This is a genomic window from Actinomadura sp. WMMB 499 (assembly GCF_008824145.1).
Classification (GTDB): Bacteria; Actinomycetota; Actinomycetes; order Streptosporangiales; family Streptosporangiaceae; genus Spirillospora.
Map to the genome: position 1 here is coordinate 4981291 of NZ_CP044407.1, position 19659 is coordinate 5000949.

General features: G+C 74.6%; 18 protein-coding genes. 6 read left to right on the top strand and 12 right to left on the bottom strand.

Features of this window, described 5'->3' with window-relative positions; all coding sequences use genetic code 11:
* Window positions 1–11: 11 nt before the first annotated feature.
* The 3 genes from F7P10_RS22120 to F7P10_RS22130 form a co-directional block, all read right to left on the bottom strand.
* Complete coding sequence (locus F7P10_RS22120) at window positions 12–656, bottom strand: response regulator transcription factor (RefSeq protein ID WP_151011816.1); 645 nt, start codon at window positions 654–656, stop codon at window positions 12–14.
* On the bottom strand, window positions 620–1936 hold the full coding sequence (locus F7P10_RS22125) for a sensor histidine kinase (RefSeq protein WP_254715947.1): 1317 nt from the start codon (window positions 1934–1936) through the stop codon (window positions 620–622). The genes F7P10_RS22120 and F7P10_RS22125 overlap by 37 nt, the downstream gene beginning before the upstream one ends.
* 121 nt (window positions 1937–2057) lie before the next feature.
* A complete protein-coding gene (locus F7P10_RS22130; protein WP_254715948.1) occupies window positions 2058–2885 on the bottom strand; it encodes a polysaccharide deacetylase family protein in 828 nt (275 codons plus the stop codon).
* A gap of 68 nt (window positions 2886–2953) precedes the next feature.
* Here F7P10_RS22130 and F7P10_RS22135 point away from each other — a divergent pair, with 68 nt between their 5' ends.
* On the top strand, window positions 2954–3706 hold the full coding sequence (locus tag F7P10_RS22135) for an ABC transporter permease (RefSeq protein ID WP_151011820.1): 753 nt from the start codon (window positions 2954–2956) through the stop codon (window positions 3704–3706).
* 12 nt (window positions 3707–3718) lie between these two features.
* Here F7P10_RS22135 and F7P10_RS22140 read toward each other — a convergent pair whose 3' ends face one another.
* Genes F7P10_RS22140 through F7P10_RS22155 form a run of 4 tightly spaced genes read right to left on the bottom strand, consistent with a single transcriptional unit; the run spans window position 3719 to window position 6772 of the window.
* The gene (locus F7P10_RS22140) at window positions 3719–4564 is read right to left on the bottom strand and encodes an SMI1/KNR4 family protein (RefSeq protein ID WP_151011822.1); all 846 of its coding nucleotides are present in this window, start codon (window positions 4562–4564) and stop codon (window positions 3719–3721) included.
* 38 nt (window positions 4565–4602) lie between these two features.
* Window positions 4603–5007 carry a RidA family protein gene (locus tag F7P10_RS22145; protein ID WP_151011824.1) on the bottom strand — a complete coding sequence of 135 codons (405 nt, stop codon included), beginning with the start codon at window positions 5005–5007 and terminating at the stop codon, window positions 4603–4605.
* A complete protein-coding gene (locus F7P10_RS22150) occupies window positions 5004–5774 on the bottom strand; it encodes an IclR family transcriptional regulator (protein WP_151011826.1) in 771 nt (256 codons plus the stop codon). Before F7P10_RS22150 ends, F7P10_RS22145 begins: the two co-directional genes overlap by 4 nt.
* Entirely contained in the window at window positions 5771–6772 is a 1002-nt protein-coding gene (locus tag F7P10_RS22155) for a sugar kinase (protein WP_151011828.1), read from the bottom strand. Before F7P10_RS22155 ends, F7P10_RS22150 begins: the two co-directional genes overlap by 4 nt.
* Before the next feature lie 101 nt (window positions 6773–6873).
* On the opposite strand from F7P10_RS22155, the gene F7P10_RS22160 reads away from it, so the two are divergent.
* Window positions 6874–8136 (top strand): amino acid deaminase, encoded by a 1263-nt coding sequence (locus F7P10_RS22160; RefSeq protein ID WP_151011830.1) that lies wholly within the window; start codon window positions 6874–6876, stop codon window positions 8134–8136.
* The gene (locus F7P10_RS22165; RefSeq protein WP_151011832.1) at window positions 8136–9734 is read left to right on the top strand and encodes an amidohydrolase family protein; all 1599 of its coding nucleotides are present in this window, start codon (window positions 8136–8138) and stop codon (window positions 9732–9734) included. Before F7P10_RS22160 ends, F7P10_RS22165 begins: the two co-directional genes overlap by 1 nt.
* A gap of 290 nt (window positions 9735–10024) precedes the next feature.
* On the opposite strand, the gene F7P10_RS22170 is transcribed toward F7P10_RS22165, so the two are convergent.
* The 4 genes from F7P10_RS22170 to F7P10_RS22185 all read right to left on the bottom strand — a co-directional run bounded on the left by F7P10_RS22170 (window position 10025) and on the right by F7P10_RS22185 (window position 15174).
* Window positions 10025–11017 (bottom strand): helix-turn-helix transcriptional regulator, encoded by a 993-nt coding sequence (locus F7P10_RS22170; RefSeq protein ID WP_151011834.1) that lies wholly within the window; start codon window positions 11015–11017, stop codon window positions 10025–10027.
* 103 nt (window positions 11018–11120) lie between these two features.
* Window positions 11121–12764 (bottom strand): AMP-binding protein, encoded by a 1644-nt coding sequence (locus F7P10_RS22175; RefSeq protein WP_151011836.1) that lies wholly within the window; start codon window positions 12762–12764, stop codon window positions 11121–11123.
* Window positions 12761–14443 (bottom strand): AMP-binding protein, encoded by a 1683-nt coding sequence (locus tag F7P10_RS22180; protein ID WP_151011838.1) that lies wholly within the window; start codon window positions 14441–14443, stop codon window positions 12761–12763. Before F7P10_RS22180 ends, F7P10_RS22175 begins: the two co-directional genes overlap by 4 nt.
* A gap of 98 nt (window positions 14444–14541) precedes the next feature.
* A complete protein-coding gene (locus F7P10_RS22185; protein WP_151011840.1) occupies window positions 14542–15174 on the bottom strand; it encodes a helix-turn-helix transcriptional regulator in 633 nt (210 codons plus the stop codon).
* Window positions 15175–15330: 156 nt separating this feature from the next.
* Between F7P10_RS22185 and F7P10_RS22190 the strand changes: the two genes are divergently transcribed.
* Entirely contained in the window at window positions 15331–15960 is a 630-nt protein-coding gene (locus F7P10_RS22190) for an RNA polymerase sigma factor (protein WP_151011842.1), read from the top strand.
* A complete protein-coding gene (locus F7P10_RS22195; protein WP_151011844.1) occupies window positions 15953–17161 on the top strand; it encodes a hypothetical protein in 1209 nt (402 codons plus the stop codon). Before F7P10_RS22190 ends, F7P10_RS22195 begins: the two co-directional genes overlap by 8 nt.
* A gap of 79 nt (window positions 17162–17240) precedes the next feature.
* On the opposite strand, the gene F7P10_RS22200 is transcribed toward F7P10_RS22195, so the two are convergent.
* Window positions 17241–17954, bottom strand: coding sequence for a TetR/AcrR family transcriptional regulator (locus tag F7P10_RS22200; protein WP_151011846.1), 714 nt, complete (start codon window positions 17952–17954; stop codon window positions 17241–17243).
* Window positions 17955–18066: 112 nt separating this feature from the next.
* Between F7P10_RS22200 and F7P10_RS22205 the strand changes: the two genes are divergently transcribed.
* Window positions 18067–19626 (top strand): MFS transporter, encoded by a 1560-nt coding sequence (locus F7P10_RS22205; protein ID WP_151011848.1) that lies wholly within the window; start codon window positions 18067–18069, stop codon window positions 19624–19626.
* The last annotated feature ends 33 nt before the right edge of the window (window positions 19627–19659 follow it).

The window sequence follows — 19659 nt, forward strand, 5'->3', positions numbered from 1 at the left end:
CCGCCCGGCGGTCAGCCGTTGAGGTAGGCGAGGACGGCGAGGACGCGGCGGTTGCCGTCGGCGGTCACCGGCAGGTCGAGCTTGGCGAAGATGTTCGCGGTGTGCTTGGTGACGGCGCGTTCGGTGACGACGAGGCGTTCGGCGATGGCCGCGTTCGAGCGGCCCTCGGCCATCAGCTCGAGGACCTCGGTCTCGCGGGGCGTCAGCCGGGCCAGCGGCGTCCCGCGGGTGCCGCCCGCGACGAGCCGGGACACGACCTCCGGGTCCATCGCGGTGCCGCCCGCCGCCACCCGCCGGACGGCGTCGACGAACTGGGCCGCGTCGAACACCCGGTCCTTCAGCAGGTAGCCGATCCCGCCGCGGCCGTCCGCGAGCAGTTCGCGCGCGTACAGCTGCTCGACGTACTGCGACAGCACCAGCACCGGCAGGCCCGGGACGTGCCGGCGCGCCTCCAGCGCCGCCTGCAGGCCCTCGTCGGTGAACGACGGCGGCAGCCGCACGTCGACCACCGCCACGTCCGGGCGGTGGTCGAGCAGCGCCCTGCGCAGGGACGGCCCGTTGTCGACGGCCGCCGCGATCTCGAAGCCGTGCGTCTCCAGCAGGCTGACCAGGCCCTCCCTCAGGAGGGCGAGGTCTTCGGCGAGGACAACGCGCACGGCAGCTCCAGGGTCACGATCGTCGGGCCGCCCGCGGGGGAGTTGACGGCGAGCACGCCGTCGAATGTACCGATCCGGCGCTCGATGCCGCGCAGGCCCGTGCCGCCCGCGAGGGACGCGCCGCCGCGCCCGTCGTCGGTGACCGAGATCCGCAGCATGCCCCGCTCGTACCGGACGTCGATCCACAGCCGGGTCCCGCCCGAGTGCTTCGCGGCGTTGGTGAGGATCTCCGACACCGCGAAGTACGCGGCCGACTCCACCGGCGGCTGGGGCCGTTCCGGCAGGTCCACCGTGACCTCCGCGCGCATCGGGTGGTCGAGGGCGAGGGCCTTGACCGCGTCCCCGAGACCCCGGTCGGCCAGCACCGGCGGGTGGATGCCGCGCACCAGGTCGCGCAGCTCGTGCAGGGCCTTCGCGGACGACTCGCGGGTCTCCGCCAGCAGGAGCCGCGCCTTCGCCGGGTCCCGGTCGAGGAGGTGCTCGATCGCGCCGAGGGTCATCCCCATCGCGACCAGCCGGGCCTGCGCCCCGTCGTGCAGGTCCCGCTCGATCCGCCGCAGCTCCGCCGCCGACGCGTCCACGGCGTCCGACCGCGACTCCGCCAGGTGCCGGACCCGCAGCTCCAGCCGCGACTTCTCCGTCGGCCCGAGCAGCGTCCGCCCCCACCGCCCGTACACCGCGAGCATCCGCGGCCCGATGAGGAAGCCGACGGCGACGAACACGGCGGCGAGGGCGACGGTGGCGATGCGGGCGTTCTCGTCGGCGGGATAGTGGGGGCCGACGTGGACCCACCCGTACCAGTCGCTGCCACCGGCGTTCACGATCAGTTCGCCCGCGAACCCCGCGAGGACGAACCCCCAGATCCCGTACAGGATCATCCCGGCGGGCAGCGCCGCGGTGACGCCCACGACGATCGGGTCGGCGAGGAGCCACAGGTAGTCGCGCCAGGTCGCGGGGTCGTTGGCGCGGGCGAGGAACAGCCGCACCCGGCCCATGGCGCCGTCCTCGGTGATCTCCGGGTCGGGCAGGTACGGACGCTCGATGCGCGTGCCGGTCCAGCGTGCGATGAGCCGCCGGTACACGTCCGTCGTCGACCGCATCAGGTTCGTCGCGTTCGGGAACAGCAGCACCCCCAGCAGGCCGGTGATCATCGAGAGCACCGTGAGGAACCACAGCCCGACGACCATCGCGGGGACGCCCAGCAGCCCCAGCCCGAGCCCGCGCCACGGCGCCCGCCGGTGCGCCTCCCACCGGGTCTCCCGCACCACTCGACCGTCCACCGGATCCTCCATCGCCTCGGCGTCGTCACCGAGTCAAGTCTCCGGCGGACGCGCGCACAGCACAGTGTGCCCGCACCCCGAACGGGGGTGTACCTGAGTACACCCCTCGGCGTTCGGCGAGTCAGAGCGAGGCGAAGGTCAGGCCGCGCTTCTTGAGCTCCGGGACCGCCTTGCGCAGCGCCTTGATCGTCTGGCCGCGGTCGCCGCCGCCGTCGTGGCACAGCAGGATGTCGCCGTCCCCCGCCTCCAGCAGCGCGCGTTGGATGCGGCCGGTGCCGGGACGGGCCCAGTCGCGCGGGTCGATCGACCAGTCGATGGGCAGCATCCCGTACTCGGAGATCACGTCCATGATCCGCTCGGACCAGTTGCCGCCCGGCGCGCGGAAGAAGCCGGGCAGGACGCCCGTCGCGTCGGCGATGCGGTCGTGCGCCTCGGCGATCTCCGCGCGGACCTTCTTCGCCGGCATCCCGCCGAGGCTCAGCGGGTGGTGCATCGTGTGGTTGCAGATCTGGTGGCCGGCGTCGGCGATGCGCCGGGTCAGCGCCCGGTGCTCCCGCACCTGCTCGCCGATGATGAAGAACGTGGCGCGGACGTCGTGCTCGGCGAGCAGGTCGAGCATCTTCGGCGTCCACTCCGGGTGGGGGCCGTCGTCGATGGTCAGCGCGATCGTCTTCGGGGGCGGCGGCGGGGAGAGCCGGGACAGTTCGCGGACGGGTTCGTCGAGCGCCGCCAGCCGTCCGGGCGTCCAGCTCGCGGGACGCAGCGTCGGGTGCGGCGTCGGGGCCGGGCTCGGGTGCACGGCCGGGCTCGCCGGGACGGTCTCCGCCGTGGCCGTCCGGTAACCGTTCGGGGCGCGAACCTCGTCGGCCGCGAGGCCCAGTCCCGCGAGGGCCCCGAGCACCCAGAGGGCCCGACGGCGGGACGTCCCGGTCGTCTCGTCGTCCACCACGCGTCCAACGGTAGCGGCGCGCGGGCCCGGCGTGATCGCAAATGCCGCGATAGGCGAAGATGGGCCGCATGAACGCGGCACCCGAGATCGGGCCGGTCCTCGGTCTGGTGCTGGTGGCGCTCGCGGCGTCGGCCGCGCTGCTGGCCCGGCTCGGCGGGCTCGGTGTCGGACGGGACGTCGTGGTCGCGGCGGTGCGCGCGGCGGTGCAGCTCGCCGCGGTGTCGCTGCTGATCGCGGTGGTGCTGGAGAGCGCGGGCTGGACGGCGCTGTTCGTCGTCGGGATGGTCGCGGTCGCGGTCGCGACGGCCGGACGCCGCGTCACCGGGCGCCGGCTTGGGCCGGGCTGGTGGACGGTGGCGCCGATCGTCGCCGGGGTCGCGCCGGTGCTGGGCCTCCTCGTCGGCTCGGGCGTGGTCCCGTCCCGGCCGGTGGCGGTGCTCCCGATCGCCGGGATCCTGATCGGCGGCGCGATGACCGCGACCGGCCTGACCGGGCGGCGCGCGCTGGACGAACTGGAGACCCGGCGCGGCGAGTACGAGGGCGGGCTCGCGCTCGGCCTGCTCCCCCGGGACGCCGCGCTCGAGGTGTGCCGGTCGGCGGGGTCGCTCGCGCTGTTCCCCGCCCTGGACCAGACGCGGACGGTCGGCCTGGTGACGCTGCCGGGCGCGTTCGTCGGCGTGCTGCTGGGCGGCGCCGACCCGATCGAGGCCGGGGCGATCCAGCTCCTCGTCCTCATCGGCCTCCTGACCGTCGAGGCGGTCGCGGTGCTGATCACGCTGGAGCTCGTCGCCACCGGCCGCGTCCACCGCCGGGCGGCGTGAGCGCGGCGGTCCTCAGGTGGTCCCGGGCCAGTGCGGCGTGCCGTGGACGGGGAGGACGGACTCGACGCGGCAGCCCATGGCGTCGACCGCCGCGAGCAGCGCGGCGCGCACCGGGGCGTCCTCCCCCGGCGGGTAGGCGACCCGGATCTGGTGGCCGTAGGCGGTCTCGTAGGTCAGCCGCCAGCGGCCGGCGGCCGTGGCGAAGTGGTCCTGCCGGGCGCCGCCCGCGCCGGTGAAGCCGCCGCGGGCGCCGGTCGGTGCGAGGCTCCGGCGCAGGATGCGGAGCCGTTCCGGGTACGGCGGCGCACCGTCTACCTCCGTCAGCCGGAGGTAGACGTGGACGTCCCGGCGGTCGGGGTCGAACCAGGGGCCGTCGACGTCCGCGCCGCTCTCCGCCATGCGCGCCGTCAGGTCCTCGGTGAGCCCGGTGAGCACGGCGGCCGTGCCGCCTTCGGGGTACTCGAACTCGTCGTCGCGCGTCCAGCGGACGGTCGGCCAGCGGTCGGGGGAGCCGGCGGGCTCGGTCAGCCAGCAGAGCGCCCCGCCGATCGAGTCGGATCCCCACACCAGCAGCCCGCCGGGCTCGGGGTGGACGGGATGCGGGCAGTCCGCGCCGTCGTCCCGGAGCAGGAACCGCAGGTCCTCCAGCCGCCCGGGGTTCTCCTCGATCATCAGCTCCGGGGTGTGGCAGGAGAACTCGTCGCAGAACGTGCCGCGCCCGTACCGCCGGGCGATCTCGGTGAACTCGCGGGGGAGGGCGACCCCGAGCGCGTCCTCCGCCCGCGTCCAGCCGGCCCCGGCGCCCACCGGTGCGGCGGGCGGCGGGACGAGCGCGAGCAGCCGTTCGAGGTCCGTCACGATCGCCGACTCTAACCGCGCCGGGCCGCGCCCGTGCGTCAGCCGACGCAGGCGAGGGCGTCGATCTCGACGAGCATGGACGGCTGCGGCAGCTCGACCATGACCGTGGTGCGGCTGGGCAGGACGCCGCTCGGGCAGTTCTCCTTGACGAACTCGCCGTAGACCTCGTTCACCGCGGGGAAGTCGTCGCGGGTCGTGAGGTAGACGCGGAACATCAGGACGTCGTCGACGGACGCGCCGCCGGCTTCGAGGATCGCCTTCAGGTTCTCCAGGACGCGCCTGGTCTGCGCCTTGACGTCGCCCGCGTGCAGGTACTCGCCGGTCGCCGGGTCCTGCGGGCCCTGGCCGGAGACCTGCAGCATGGGGCCCTTGCGGACGCCCTGGGAGTACAGCCAGGCGGCGGCCGGGGCGTCCGTGGTGGTGATCTGCGTCTTGTCGCTCATTCCGGTTTTCCTTCCGTGTATCCGTAGTCGGTGGAGATGGCGCGGGCGGTGCCGAGGAGGTCGGGGAGCAGGCCGAGAACGGCCTCGCGGTCGAGGACGATCTCCGGCACCGAGATCGAGACGCCGGCGACGACGCGTCCGGTCGCGTCGCGGACGGGCGCGCCGACGCAGCGGATGAACGTCTCGTGCTCGGCGTCGTCCATCGCGTGGCCCCGCTCGGCGACGCGGTCGAGTTCGGCGAGCAGTTCGCGGGGGCCGGTGATCGTGTGCTCGGTGAACGGGGTGTAGTCGATGGACTCGGCGATGCGGCGGCGGCGCGGGGCGGGGAGGTCGGCGAGCAGGACCTTCGCGATGGCGGTGGCGTGCAGCGGCATCGGCAGTCCCACCTGCGAGTACATGCGGATCGCGTGCCGGGAGTCGTACTTGGCGAGGTAGATGACGCTGACGCTCGTCCCCGGGTCGCCTTCGAGGACGCCGAGGTGGATCGTCTGGCCGGTGGACTCGTTGAGCTTCGCCAGGTGCGGGGCGGCGACGTCGCGGATGCCGTGCTGTTCGAGGGACGTGCGGGCGAGCGCGAACATGCGCGACCCGAGGTGGAACCGGTGGTCGCCGTCGCGGTGGACGAACCGTTCCGCTTCGAGCGTCCGCAGGAGGCGGAGCACGGTCGTCTTGTGGACGCCCGCCGTCGCGGCGAGTTCGTCCAGGTTGCGGGGGCCGTCGCCGAGTTCGATCAGGATGCCGAGCGCGCGCGCGAGGCTCTGGCTCATGGGGTCGTCTCCTCCACCGGGCCGCTGATGCCCGAGGCGCGCACGGTGGTCGCCGCCCACGCGCCGGGTGACGCGGCGAGGAGGGCCTCCACACGGTCCGGCGGGGGCGGGGGGCCGTGGTCGCCGGGTACGACGAGCGTGGCGGCGGCGGCGAGGTGGCCGAGCCGCAGGCGGCGCCGCGGGCCGTACCCGCGCAGCGTACCGGCCAGGTATCCGGCGGCGAAGGCGTCCCCGGCGCCGACCGGTTCGACGACCTCGACGCGCAGCGCGGGCTCGGTGACGGCCGCGTCGCGGGTGATCGCCGTCGCCTGGTGGGCGTCGTCCTTGACGACGAGGACGGACGGTCCCGGGAGGAGTTCGCGCAGCGCGCCGGGTTCGGCGGTGCCGAGGACGGCGGCGGCCTCGTCGGCGCCGAGCATGACGATGTCGGCGGCGTCGAGGAGGGGCCGCAGCACGGCCGGGTCGCGGTGCCGCCACAGCGCGGGCCGCCAGTTCAGGTCGAAGCTGACCAGCCGGTCGCCGCGGGGGCGGTGCAGCAGGGCGCGGGTGAGGGCGAGCGCGGAGTCGGAGAGCGCGGCGGTGATCCCGGACAGGTGCACGAGCCGCGCGTTCGCGAGCATCGGCCCGGTGACCGGGGCGTCGAGCAGGTCCGGGCCGATCGCCGAGCCCGCCGAGCCGTCCCGGTAGTAGTGCAGGACGCTGCCGGACGGTCCGGCCTCCTTGACGTACAGGCCGGTGGGGCGCTCGGGGTCGGTCGAGGCGCCGCGCACGTCCACGCCGGCCGCCGCGAGTTCGCGGAGGGCGCGGCGGCCGAAGCCGTCGTCGCCGACGCGGCCGGCCCAGGCGGCGGGCACGCCGAGGGCGGCGAGCCCCCGCGCGACGTTGGCCTCCGCGCCGCCGCAGGAGTGCCGGAAGGACGGGACGTCCTCCAGCGGGCCGGGCTGCTCGGGGAGCAGGACCGCCATCGTCTCGCCCACACAGACGGCCGTCGGTTCCATCCGCCCTCTCCACTGTTGACCGGTTCCGGGCGGTGATGTTACAACCACAGCAGCACATAATGCAATGCACGTTGCATAGAGTGCAATGAGGGAGGTCGGGAATGGTGGACAGCATCGACGGCGGGGCCGTGGACGCGCTGGGAGGCGAGCGGCTCGACTGGCGCTTCAAGGCGGTACCCGCGTCCGCGGACGGCATGTCGGTCGCGGACGTCCGCGCCGCGCCGATCCCGCTGGACGCGTTCGGCACCCCGCTGCTGACCCTCGACGCCGGCGCCCTCGACCACAACATCGCCGCGATGGCCGCCTGGACGCGCGACGCCGGCGTGGACCTCGCCCCGCACGGCAAGACGACGATGGCCCCCGCGCTGTGGCGGCGGCAGCTCGACGCCGGCGCCTGGGGCGTCACGCTCGCGAACCTCCCCCAGCTCCGGGTGGCGCGCGCGTTCGGCGTCCGGCGGCTGATGCTCGCCAACGCGCTCGCGGACCCGGCGGGGCTCGCCTGGATCGGCGCGCAGCTCGACGCCGACCCGGAGTTCGCGTTCCTGTCGTGGGCCGACTCGGTCCGGACGGTCGAGCTGATGGACGAGGCGCTGCGGGCCGCGCGCGCGAGCCGTCCGGTGGACGTGTGCGTCGAGCTCGGCGGCCCGCACGGCCGCACCGGCGCCCGCACCGGCGCGGAGGCGCGGGCCGTCGCGGACGCCGTCCGGCGGGCGCCCACGCTCCGGCTCGCGGGGGCCGGCGGCTACGAGGGCGCGTTCGCGCACGACGCGTCCGCCGAGAGCCGCGCCGCCGTGGACGCCTACCTCCGCCGCGTCGCGGACCTGCACCGGAACCTGGACTACGAGACGGACGAACCGGTCGTGACGGCGGGCGGCAGCGCCTACTTCGACCAGGTCGTCGAGGTGCTCGGCCCGCTCCCCGGACGGACGGTCCTGCGCTCGGGCGCCTACGTGATCCACGACGACGGCTTCTACCGGGGCATCTCGCCCTTCGCGCGCGGCGCGGGCGCCTCGCGAACCCGGCTGAGATCGGCGATGCACGGCTGGGCGCGGGTCGTGTCGCGGCCCGAACCCGCGCTCGCGCTCCTGGACGCGGGCAAGCGCGACGTCCCGTACGACGAGGGCATGCCGGAACCGCAGCTCGTCCGCGGCAAGGGCGCCGCGCCCGTGGCCGGTGCCCGCGTCACCGCCGTCAACGACCAGCACGGCTTCCTGCGGGACGCGTCGGCCGAGGTCGGCGACGTCGTCCGGCTCGGCCTCTCGCACCCCTGCACCGCGCTCGACAAGTGGACGCTGATCCCCGTCGTGGACGACGCGGACGCCGAGCGCCCGCGCGTCGTCGACCTCGTCCGGACGTGGTTCTGATGGCGGGCACGACGGTGATCAAGGGCGCGACGGTCGTCGACGGCACCGGCGCGCCGGGACGCGTCGCCGACGTCCGGCTCGCCGGCGGCCGCATCGCCGAGATCGGCGAGCGCCTCACCGGTGGCCCCGGCCGGACGATCGACGCCGCCGGGCTCGTCCTCGCGCCCGGCTTCGTCGACATGCACGCCCACTCCGACCTGGCCCTGCTCGCCGAACCCGACCACCTCGCCAAGGTGAGCCAGGGCGTGACGCTGGAGGTCCTCGGGCAGGACGGCCTGTCGTACGCGCCCGCCGACGACACGACGCTCGCGCAGATCCGCCGCACCATCGCCGGCTGGAACGGCGACCCGGACGGCTTCGACTGGTCGTGGCGCACGGTCGGCGAGTACCTCGACCGGCTCGACCGGGGCATCGCGGTCAACGCCTGCTACCTCGTCCCGCAGGGCGCCGTGCGGATGCTCGCGATGGGCTGGGACGACCGCGCGCCCACCCCCGCCGAACTCGACCGGCAGCGCGAACTCGTCGCGGACGGCATGCGGGAGGGCGCCGTCGGGATGTCCAGCGGCCTCACCTACACGCCCGGCATGTACGCGGACGGCGACGAGCTCACCGAGCTGCTCCGCGTCGTGGCGTCCCTCGGCGGGTTCCACGCGCCGCACCACCGCTCGTACGGGGCGGGCGCCCTGGCGGCGTACGCCGAGATGGTCGAGCTGTCGCGGCGCTCCGGCTGCGCGCTGCACCTGGCCCACGCCACCATGAACTTCGGCGTCAACAAGGGCCGCGCGGGGGAGCTGCTCGACCTGCTCGACGCCGCCATCGCCGGCGGCTGCGACATCACCCTCGACACCTACCCCTACCTCCCCGGCTCCACCACGCTCGCCGCCCTGCTGCCGAGCCGGGCGTCGGCGGGCGGCCCGGACGCGCTCCGCGCCCGGCTCACCGACCCCGGCGAGCACGCCCGGATCCGGCACGCGATGGAGGTCGAGGGCTCCGACGGCTGCCACGGCGTCCCGTCCGAGTGGGAGACGATCGAGATCTCCGGCTCCCCCGACCCGTCGGTCATCGGACGGACGATCGCCGACCTCGCCGCCGAGTCCGGGCGCGCGGCGTTCGACGTCTACTGCGAGCGGCTCCTCGCCGACGACCTCGCGACGACGATCCTGCAGCACGTCGGGCATGAGGAGAACGTGCGGGCGATCATGCGCCACCCGTGCCACACCGGTGGGTCCGACGGGTTGCTCGCCGCCGCGAAGCCGCACCCGCGCGCGTGGGGCACCTTCCCCCGCTACCTCGGCCACTACGTCCGCGAGCTGGGCGTCCTGTCGCTGGAGGAGTGCGTCGCGCACCTCACCGGGCGGGCCGCCCGACGGCTCCGGCTCGCCGACCGCGGGTTCGTCCGTCCGAGGTACCACGCCGACCTCGTGCTGTTCGACCCGGACACCGTCCGCGACACCGCCACGTTCGACGAACCGCGGCGCCGTCCGGACGGCGTCCCCTACGTGTTCGTCGGGGGCACCGCCGTCGTCGACGGCGGCGCCCGCACCGGCGCGCTCCCCGGCCGGTCGCTGCGCCGCGCCCCGGACGGCGCGACCCGCTGACCCCGCCACTCGCTGAGCCGGCCACCCCTCCCGCCCCGAATCGGGATATGTCCGGCCACGCCCGGTCATGGAAGTGTTACGGTTGCGAACGCATCGGGGGCCGGACGTCCGCGCCGCGCGCGTGGCGGGACGGCCGACCGATCACGGCCCGGCGCAGCCGCGCGGTGACGATCCGTCCGGGCGGGACGACTCGCGGGGGCCGAACCGCTTCGGCGGGCGTGCGCCCGCGCCTGACCCCGTCGCCGGGCCCGATCGCCCTTCCGCGCGGTCGCGGGGGTTCCGCGGCGGCGTCACGGGAGGAGGCCGGCGCGCCGCGCCGCCGTCACCGCCTCCAGGCGGGTGTGGCTGTCGAGCTTGCGCATCGCCGACCGCAGGTAGCTCTTCACGGTCTCCGGCACCAGCCCGAGCCGCGCCGCCGCCTCCGCGTTCGTGCAGCCCATCGCCACGTACGACAGGACGTCCAGCTCGCGCGGCGTCAGCACCGGCCGCGGCGTGGGCCCGTCCGGGGTGGGCCCGTCCGGCGCGCGCCCGTCCGGGGTGGGCCCGTCCGGCGCGCGCCCGTCCGGGATGGGGCCGTCCGGGGCGCGTCCGTCCGGTCCCTCGGCCAGGCCCGCCGCCGCGAGCCGCAGCGTCGCCTCCCGGAGCCGGTCGCGGGTCACCGGGTCGTCCACCCGCTCGGCCAGCGCCCGCAGCTCGGCGTGCACCGCCCGGACCTCCTCCCAGCGCGCCGCCCCCGCCGCCGTCTCGCGCGGCGCGGGCCGCAGCCGGGCGAGCGCCTCGTCCGCCCGGTCCCGGACGGCGAGGTCCTGCTCGATGTCGCGGGCCGCCTGCATCGCCGCCCCGACCACCCGGTCGGCCAGCCCCAGCGGCTCCCGCAGCGCCCCGTACAGGACGCCCCGGACGCGCCGCCGCACGACGATCGGCACCGCCACGATCGACAGCAGCCCCTCGCGCCCGACCGGGGCGTCGTAGTCGTGGCTGATCGCCGCCGAGCGCGGGTAGTCGCTCACCCACGCCGGGCGGCCCAGCGCCATCGCCTTGCCGCCCAGCCCGTTGCCGTGCCCCACCACGAGCCCGTTCAGCGAGTCGGTGCGGCCGCCGACCAGCTCGGTGATGCGCAGCCGGTCCCGGCCGGTCAGCGCGCCGCCGAACACCATCGGCAGACCGGTCGAGCGGTGCAGCGCCAGCACCGCCGCCCGCACCGCGCCCGCGTCGCCGCCCCGCCCGGACGCCGGGGCCGGTGCCGGGGCCGCAGGGCGGCCTTCCGAAGACAGCGCGTCCATGAGACGAGCATGCACCGGAGAGAGTGCTCCCGTAACCCGGTTGACACCGATCGTTCAGACGTGTCGCCCGGCCGTCCGGTCAGGCGTCCGGTCGGGCATGCGGTCAGGCGTGCGGCGCCGACGCCGCCTCGGCGAGGCCCAGGATGTCGACGGCCTCCGCCCGCATCTGGACCTTCCGGACCTTTCCGGTGACCGTCATGGGGAACTCGTCCACGATGTGCACGTACCGGGGGATCTTGTAGCGGGCGAGCTTCCCGTCGCAGAACGCCCGCAGCGCCTCGGCGGTCAGCGGCTCCGCGCCCTCCCGCAGCCGCACCCACGCCATCAGCTCCTCCCCGTACCGCTCGTCGGGGACGCCGATGACCTGCGCGTCCACGATGTCGGGATGGGTGTAGAGGAACTCCTCGATCTCCCTCGGGTAGACGTTCTCGCCGCCCCGGATCACCATGTCCTTGATCCGGCCGGTGATGCCGACGTAGCCGTCGCCGTCCATGACCGCCAGGTCGCCGGTGTGCATCCAGCGCGCCGCGTCGATCACCTCGGCCGTCTTCTCCGGCTCCTCCCAGTAGCCGAGCATGACCGAGTAGCCGCGCGTGCACAGCTCGCCCGGCGTCCCGCGCGGGACCGTCACGCCCGTGGCCGGGTCGACGACCTTGACCTCCAGGTGCGGGTGGACCCTGCCGACCGTGGAGACGCGGCGGTCCAGCGCGTCGTTCGCGCGGGTCTGCGTGGACACCGGGGACGTCTCCGTCATGCCGTAGCAGATCGCGACCTCGCCCATCCCGAGCCGCTCGATGACCTGCTTCATCACCTCGACCGGGCACGGCGACCCCGCCATGATCCCGGTGCGCAGGCTCGAGAGGTCCGCGGAGCCGAGCGACGGCTCGCCCAGCACCGCGATGAACATCGTCGGCACCCCGTACAGGGACGTGCACCGCTCGGACGCCGCCGCCTGCAGGGTCGCGCGGGCGTCGAACGCGGGCGCCGGGATCACGACGCACGCGCCGTGGGTCGTCGCCGCCAGGTTCCCCATCACCATGCCGAAGCAGTGGTAGAAGGGCACCGGCACGCAGATGCGGTCCTCCTCGTCGTAGCCGCACAGCTCGCCGACGAAGTAGCCGTTGTTGAGGATGTTGTGGTGCGACAGCGTCGCGCCCTTCGGGAACCCGGTCGTCCCCGACGTGTACTGGATGTTGATCGGGTCGTCGGCGCTCAGCCCCGCCCCGATCTCCGCGAGCACCGCCGGGTCGGCCGCGCGGCCGGTCCGCAGCAGCTCGTCCCAGCCCTCGGTGCCGATCAGCAGCACGTCCGTCAGCCGCCGGCAGCGCGGCCGCACCTGCTCGATCATCGACCCGTAGTCGGACGTCTTGAACACCGGCGTCGCCACCAGCGTGCGGACGCCCGACTGGTTCAGGACGAACTCGAGTTCGTGCACCCGGTACGCGGGGTTGATGTTCACGAGGATCGCGCCGAGCTTCGCCGTCGCGTACTGCACGAGCATCCACTCGGCGCAGTTCGGCGCCCAGATCCCCACCCGGTCGCCCTTGCGGATCCCGCGCGCGTGCAGGCCGAGCGCGACCGCGTCGACGTCGGCGGCGAACCGCGCGTACGTCCAGCGGCGGTCGGTCGCGTACTCCACCACCGCGTCCCGGTCGGGATGCAGGTCGACGGTCCGGTCCAGGTTCGCGCCGATCGTGTCGCCGAGCAGCGGCGCGGTCGAGGCGCCGGAGGCGTACGAGAGCGTCATCGCAGGTCCTCCTCACGAAACTCGCCTTCGGGCCGGTCCCCGGTGCCCGGATGCTTGTCGATCTCGCTCATGCGCAGCTCCACCCGCCGGATCTTGCCGGAGATCGTCTTCGGCAGCTCGCCGAACTCCAGGAGCCGCACCCGCTTGTACGGGGAGAGCTGCGCCCGGCTGTGCTCGAAGATCGCCTTCGCGGTCGCCGCGTCCGGTTCCCAGCCCGCGGCCAGCGTCACGTACGCCTTCGGGATCGCGAGCCGCACCGGGTCGGGCGAGGGCACCACGGCGGCCTCCGCGACGGCCTCGTGCTCGATCAGCGCGCTCTCCAGCTCGAACGGAGAGATCTTGTAGTCGGACGCCTTGAACACGTCGTCGGCCCGCCCGACGTAGGTGATGTAGCCGTCGGCGTCCCGGGAGCCGATGTCGCCGGTGCGGTAGAAGCCGTCCGCCATCGCCTCGGCCGTCAGGGCCTCGTCGCCGTGGTATCCGGCCATCAGCCCGAGCGGCCGGTCCTCCAGCTCCAGGCAGATCTCGCCCTCGTCCCCGGGCTTGCCGGTCACCGGATCGAGCAGCGCCACCCGGTAGCCCGGCACCGGACGTCCCATCGACCCCGGCTTCACGGGCTGCCCCGGCGTGTTCGCGATCTGCACGGTCGTCTCGGTCTGCCCGAAGCCGTCCCGGATCGTGCGGCCCCAGGCGTCCTTCACCCGCTCGATCACCTCGGGGTTCAGCGGTTCGCCCGCCGCCACGACCTCGCGCGGCGGGGCGCTCAGCCGGCCGAGGTCGGCCTGGATCAGCATCCGCCACACCGTCGGCGGCGCGCAGAAGCTCGTGACGCCGCACCGTTCGATCGTGTCGAGCAGCCGGTCGGCGTCGAAGCGCGTGTAGTTGAAGATGAACACGCACGCCTCGGCGTCCCACGGGGCGAAGACGTTGCTCCACGCGTGCTTTGCCCATCCCGGCGAGGAGATGTTCAGGTGGACGTCGCCCGGCCGGAGCCCGAGCCAGTACATCGTCGACAGGTGCCCGGCGGGGTAGGAGGCATGCGTGTGCTCGACGAGCTTCGGCTTCGCGGTCGTCCCCGACGTGAAGTACAGCAGCAGCGTGTCGCCCGACATCGTCTGCCCGTACGGGACGACCTCCTCCGCGAGCCCGTACGCGTCCGCGTAGGGCACCCAGCCCGCGGCGGGTCCGCCCACCGCGATCCGCGTGAACCCGCCCTCCAGGCCGTCGAACTTCGCGGCGTGCTCCGCGCCCGTCACGACGTGCCCGGCCGCGCCGCGCGTCAGCCGGTCCTGGAGGTCGGCGGGCCCGAGCAGCGGCGTGCAGGGGATCAGCACGGCGCCGAGCTTCATCGCGGCGAGCACCGTCTCCCACAGCTCGACCTGGTTGCCGAGCATCAGGACGATCCGGTCGCCGCGCCGCACCCCGTGCCCGCGCAGCAGGTTCGCGACCTGGTTCGACCGCCGGGACAGGTCGGCGAACGAGTACTTCGCCTCCGTCCCGTCCTCCTCGACGATCCACAGCGCGGGGGCGTCGTTCCCCTCCGCGATCTTGTCGAACCAGTCGAGCGCCCAGTTGAACCCGGTCAGCACCGGCCAGCGGAACCGCTCGTACGCCACCGCGTAGTCGTCGCGGTTCGCGAGCAGGAAGTCGCGCGCCCCGCGGAACTCGACTGCCGGCATTGATCTCTCCTCGTGGCCGGACGAACACCTCAGGAGCATCGTTGGCCAACCAGCGTGACCCGCGCCACCCCCGAACGGGGGTAGTCGTACCCCCGTTCTCAGATCATGTCCTCATCCTCTTCCGTGACGCCCGCGGGTTCAACGGGCACGGCGTACAGCATGGTCTGGACGGGCCGCGCGTCCGGCCCGTCCGGCCCGTCCGGCCCGTCCGGACCGGCCGGGCTCGCGGGGTCCGCCGGGGGCTCGGCGTCCGTCCGGTAGCGGTCGAGCACCTCGGTCAGGTCGCGGCCGAGGGCGCGGAGCCGGTCGGGCGGCAGCCGCAGGGTGTTGCTCGACAGCGTGGAGACGTTGCGCCATTCCGGCGGGAGCCCGTGCCTGCGGTCGATGAAGGCCTCGACCGTCCGGGCGTCCCTGGCCGGCATCGTCCGGGCGAACGCGTCCGCCGTGGCGGGGTCCTCGCGGGGACGGTGGACGTACGAGGCGCGCCGCGGCGCGAGCCGCCACGGGCGCGCGCGTCCCTTCCCCTCGCCGGTCTCCTCGACGACCCCGTACCTGGCGAGGAGCTGCAGATGGTACGAGCACACCTTCGGCGTCAGGCCCAGGAGTTCGGCCGCCCGGCTCGCGGTCAGCGCCCCCTCCGCCTCCAGCAGGCGCAGCAGGTCCAGCCGCACCGGATGGGCGAGCGCCCGCAGCGCGCGCGGGTCGGTCTCCCGCCCGTCATCGGAAGGCATGTCCCGATGGCCGTGCCGTGCGGGCGACGGTGGCGACCGGCGATCGGGAAAGGTGGGCGCGGCTCCGGGGGATACGAGGATGACCACCCCCGAGACGACCCCGCTCCGCCTCCACGCCCTCGACCGCACGCTGCAACGGAACACGAAAGGCCCCCTATGGGTGACCCCCTCACCGCGGACCCGCCGGACGGCGTCCGCCCGATCCGGACGGACGACGCCGCCGCCGTCGTGCGCGCGTCGCTGGACGACCCCGAGCGGTTCGGCGAGATCTTCGACGCCTACTTCGCGGAGATCCACGGGTACGCGTCCCGCCGGCTCGGTCCGGACGCCGGTGCCGACGTCGCGTCCCAGACGTTCCTGGAGGCGTTCCGGGGCAGGCAGCGCTACGACCCGTCCAGGGCCGGGGTGCGGACGTGGCTGTACGGGATCGCGACGAAGCTCGTCGCCAAGCACCGGCGCAGCGAGGTGCGCGGGCTGCGGGCCCGCGAGCGGCTCGGGCCCGGGCCCGTCGGGGCGGCCGAGGGGCACGCCGACCAGGTGGACGCCCGGGTGAGCGCCCAGGGGGTGCGGGGACGGCTCGCGGGTGCGATCGCCCGGCTGTCGGCGGGGGAGCGGGACGTGCTGCTGCTCGTCGCGCTCGCCGACCTCGGGCACCAGGAGGTCGCGGCGGCGCTCGGCGTCCCGTACGGGACGGTCGGATCGCGGCTGAGCCGCGCGAGGAAGAAGCTGCGCACGTCGCTGGGCGGGACGAACCCGATGCGGGACCTGGAGAACGGCCATGGATGAACTGCGGATGATCAAGGACGCGTACGGGAGTCCCGCGCCGCCCGCGACGCGGGAGACGGCGGACGCCCGCGCGCGCATGTTCGGGGACGAGCGGGTGCCGCGCGCGCGCCGCGTCGGCGTCCGGTTCGGACGGCCGGTCAAGGCGGGGCTGGGCCTGGTCGCGGCGGGTGCGGCGGCGGCCGTCGCGATCGCGGTCGCCGGGACGGGCGCCGGGACGCCGCCCCCGGGCGGTTCGCGGGCCGGGGGGCAGGTGGACCTCGGCAAGCGGGCCGTCCTGGCGGCGGCGGAGAACGCCGCGAAGCAGAAGTCCGGCAAGTACTGGTTCTCCGACGAGATCTCGGGCCAGTCGTACATGATCCGGGCCGAGACCGGGTCCTACGCGATCGTCGGCGCGCACTTCGAGTACTTCCGCTGGGCCGGGGCCGAGCCGGGCATGGGCGAGGCGTCCTACGGCCGGGACATCCCGTCCCGGCTGCCGACACCGGCGGACGAGGCGGCGTGGAAGAAGGCCGGGTCGCCGTCGCGGTTCAGGGTCTGGTCGAACGACCACCACTACACCTACGACCTGTCGAAGACGGCCTGGCAGGCGGACGACCCGGATCCGGAGGGGGGCGGCAGGTGGCTGGGCGGCCGGACGATCGAGGAGGTCCAGAACCTGCCCGCCGACCCGGCGGCGCTCGGCGAGATGTTCTTCGGGCAGAACTGGACCGGCCCCTTGGGCGCTCCGCAGAAGGAGCAGGACCCCGCCGCCCGGAAGGCGATGGAGCGCAAGCGGCCCGCGCTCGACCGGCCCCGCCACAAGATCCTCCGGGCCGGGCGGCTCCTCCAGGAGGTACCGCTCCCGCCGGACGTGCGGGCCGGCCTCATGCTGGCGCTGGCCGAGCAGCCGGGGATCGCGGCGATCGGCACGGCCGTCGACCCGCTCGGCCGCGAGGGGACCGCGCTGGCGTCCAGCAGCACCGCGCGGACCGTCACCGGCGAGTACGGGGCCCCGAAGGCGGAGCAGGGCCGGTACGGCAGCCGCGAGGAGATCATCTTCGACCGCGGGACGGGCGCGGTGCTGGCGGTCCAGAAGGTCCTGACCGAACCGGGCGGCCCCTACCGGGACCGCGAGCCCGGGTTCGTCATCGACTACTCCGTCGTCCGTGACATGGGCTGGACCGATTCCCGGCCGAAGCCGCGCGTGGAACTGCCCTTCTGAGTCCGCGCTTCCAGGGTCCCCGTCCCGGCCGGGACGGGGACCCTGCCGGTCGGAGCGGGCCCGTTCGTAACGGCCCGTTTCAGTGCGGGCGTCGGGCCTCGATGCCGTCGAGGACGCACGCGAGCCCGAACTCGAACCGGCCGTCCAGCACCTCGGCGGTGTCGGCCGTCCACACCTCCCGGACGTGCGAGGCCAGGCGCGGGCGCTCCGCGGCGATCCGTTCGAGGTAGGGGCCGAGCGCCTCGATCCACGCGGCGGACGTCGTGCCGGACTGGCCGCTCCACCAGCTCGCCTCGCCGCCGGCCGCGCCGATCACGTAGTCGACGACGAGCGACCAGGCGTACTCGACGTCGAGGCCGTCGAACCCGGCGGCGGCGAACGCGGCGATGGCTTCGTCCATGGCGCGGGTCGCGTTGGGGCCGATCATCGGGCGGCGCCCGAAGAGCGTGACCGTCCACGGGTGCCGGTGGATCATCGCGCGGAAGGTCCGCGCGTACCCGGTGGCCGCCGCGCGCCAGCCGCCGGCCGCGCCGGGTTCGGGGACGGTGACCTCGGCCATCACGCGGTCGAGTGCGAGTTCGAGCAGTTCGTCCTTGTTCGCGACGTGCCAGTACACGGAGGTCGCGCCGGAGTTCAGGCGGGCGCCGAGCCGCCGCATGCTCAGCCCGTCCAGTCCCTCGGCGTCGAGGAGCGCCAGCGCGGCGTCGACGATCTGGTCGCGGCCGAGCGCGGGCTGCTCGCGCCGGGCCTTCTCCGGACGCACCCAGACGGACGCCGGTGTCGCCTTCGCCATTCGGTCCTTCCCCTCCGCCGAGCACGTCCATGGTACCGGGAGTTGAACGTCGTGCGAGCTCACTCGTACAGTGTGCGAGCCAAGTCGTACACCGTTCGAGAAAGGCCTTCCGATGGACGATCCGAATCCGACTCCGAGACCGCACCCGGGCCCCCACCCGCACCGGTGGCGGATCCTCGGTGTCCTCTGCTTCAGCCTGTTCGTGGTCGTGCTCGACAACACGATCCTCAACGTCGCGATCCCGTCCCTGATGACCGAGCTCGACGCCACGACGTCCGACGTCCAATGGGTGATCGACGCGTACTCGCTCGTCTTCGCCGGCCTGCTGCTCACCGCCGGCAGCCTCGGCGACCGGTACGGCCGGCGCCGCGCGATGCTGCTCGGCTTCGCGCTGTTCGGCGGCGCGTCGCTGCTCGCCGCGTTCGCCTCCGGGCCCGCGGCGCTCGTCGCGCTCCGCGCGCTGATGGGCGCGGGCGGTGCGCTGCTCATGCCCGGCACCCTGTCGATCATGGCCCAGGTGTTCGGACCGGACGAGCGCGCCAAGGCGTTCGCCGTCTGGGGCGGGACGAGCACGGTCGCCATCGCCGCCGGGCCCGCGCTGGGCGGGCTGCTGCTGGAGCACTTCTGGTGGGGCTCGGTCTTCCTGGTCAACGTGCCGATCGCGGTCGCGGCCGTCGCGGGCCTGCTGCTGCTCGTTCCCGAGTCGCGGGGGCCGCGCCGCCGCCCAGACGTCCCGGGCGCCGTGCTCTCGACGACCGGCACGGCGTCGCTCGTGTGGGCGGTGATCTCCGGTCCCGAGCACGGCTGGACGGGCGCGCGGGTGCTCGGCGGCCTCGCGGTCGCCGCCGCCGCGCTCGTCCTGTTCGCCGCCTGGCAGCACCGGAACCCCGAGCCGATGCTCGACCTCCGGTTGCTGCGCCGTCCCGAGTTCACCGGCGCCGCCGTCACGATCGCGCTGTTCGGCTTCGCGATCGCCGGGACGCTGTTCGCGCTGACCCAGCTGCTCCAGCTCGTCCTCGGGTACGGGCCGCTCAAGGCCGGGCTCGCGCTGATCCCGGTGGCGCTCACCGCGGCCGTGGGGAACGGGTTCGGTCCCGCGATCGAGGCCCGGATCGGCGCCCGCGGCACGCTCGTCGCCGGGTTCGTGACGGTCGCGGCGGGGCTCGGGCTCCTCGGCCTCGCCGGTCCCGGCGACGGGTACGGGACGCTCGTCGCGGGCCTCGTCGTCTTCGGAGCCGGCTCCGGGATCGCGATGCCCTCCGCCTACGGCACGCTCATGGGCGCCGTCCCGCGCGAGGACGCCGGCGTCGGCTCGGCGGTGAACGACGCGGGGACCGAACTCGGCAACGCGCTCGGCGTCGCCGTCCTCGGCAGCGCCGTCGCCGCCGCCTACGCCCGCGCCCTCCCGGACGGGACGCCCGACGCCGCGCGGCATTCGCTCGGCGACGCCCTCGCCACCGGCGACCCCGCGCTCGCCGAACTCGCCCGCGACGCCTTCGCCCGCGCCGTCTCCACCGGGTCGCTCGCCGCGGCGGGTGCGATGCTGGCCGCCGCGGTGTTCGCCGCGCTCGTCCTGCGGCCGCGCCCGTCCGGCGGCGGACGGAACGGAAAGCGAAAGCGGTTCGCGGAACCGGTGGAGTACCGGGTGACGACCATCCCCCCGGAGGAGTGACATGCCCGACGAACCCGGCCCGCGGACGGCCCC

Coding starts and splice junctions, on each gene's coding strand:
- F7P10_RS22145 (WP_151011824.1), bottom strand. CDS start 5,007: ATGAGCGACAAGACGCAGATCACCACCACGGACGCCCCGGCCGCCGCC.
- F7P10_RS22155 (WP_151011828.1), bottom strand. CDS start 6,772: ATGGAACCGACGGCCGTCTGTGTGGGCGAGACGATGGCGGTCCTGCTC.
- F7P10_RS22180 (WP_151011838.1), bottom strand. CDS start 14,443: ATGCCGGCAGTCGAGTTCCGCGGGGCGCGCGACTTCCTGCTCGCGAAC.
- F7P10_RS22160 (WP_151011830.1), top strand. CDS start 6,874: ATGGTGGACAGCATCGACGGCGGGGCCGTGGACGCGCTGGGAGGCGAG.
- F7P10_RS22200 (WP_151011846.1), bottom strand. CDS start 17,954: ATGGCGAAGGCGACACCGGCGTCCGTCTGGGTGCGTCCGGAGAAGGCC.
- F7P10_RS22165 (WP_151011832.1), top strand. CDS start 8,136: ATGGCGGGCACGACGGTGATCAAGGGCGCGACGGTCGTCGACGGCACC.
- F7P10_RS22150 (WP_151011826.1), bottom strand. CDS start 5,774: ATGAGCCAGAGCCTCGCGCGCGCGCTCGGCATCCTGATCGAACTCGGC.
- F7P10_RS22205 (WP_151011848.1), top strand. CDS start 18,067: ATGGACGATCCGAATCCGACTCCGAGACCGCACCCGGGCCCCCACCCG.
- F7P10_RS22135 (WP_151011820.1), top strand. CDS start 2,954: ATGAACGCGGCACCCGAGATCGGGCCGGTCCTCGGTCTGGTGCTGGTG.
- F7P10_RS22185 (WP_151011840.1), bottom strand. CDS start 15,174: ATGCCTTCCGATGACGGGCGGGAGACCGACCCGCGCGCGCTGCGGGCG.
- F7P10_RS22195 (WP_151011844.1), top strand. CDS start 15,953: ATGGATGAACTGCGGATGATCAAGGACGCGTACGGGAGTCCCGCGCCG.
- F7P10_RS22190 (WP_151011842.1), top strand. CDS start 15,331: ATGGGTGACCCCCTCACCGCGGACCCGCCGGACGGCGTCCGCCCGATC.
- F7P10_RS22175 (WP_151011836.1), bottom strand. CDS start 12,764: ATGACGCTCTCGTACGCCTCCGGCGCCTCGACCGCGCCGCTGCTCGGC.
- F7P10_RS22170 (WP_151011834.1), bottom strand. CDS start 11,017: ATGGACGCGCTGTCTTCGGAAGGCCGCCCTGCGGCCCCGGCACCGGCC.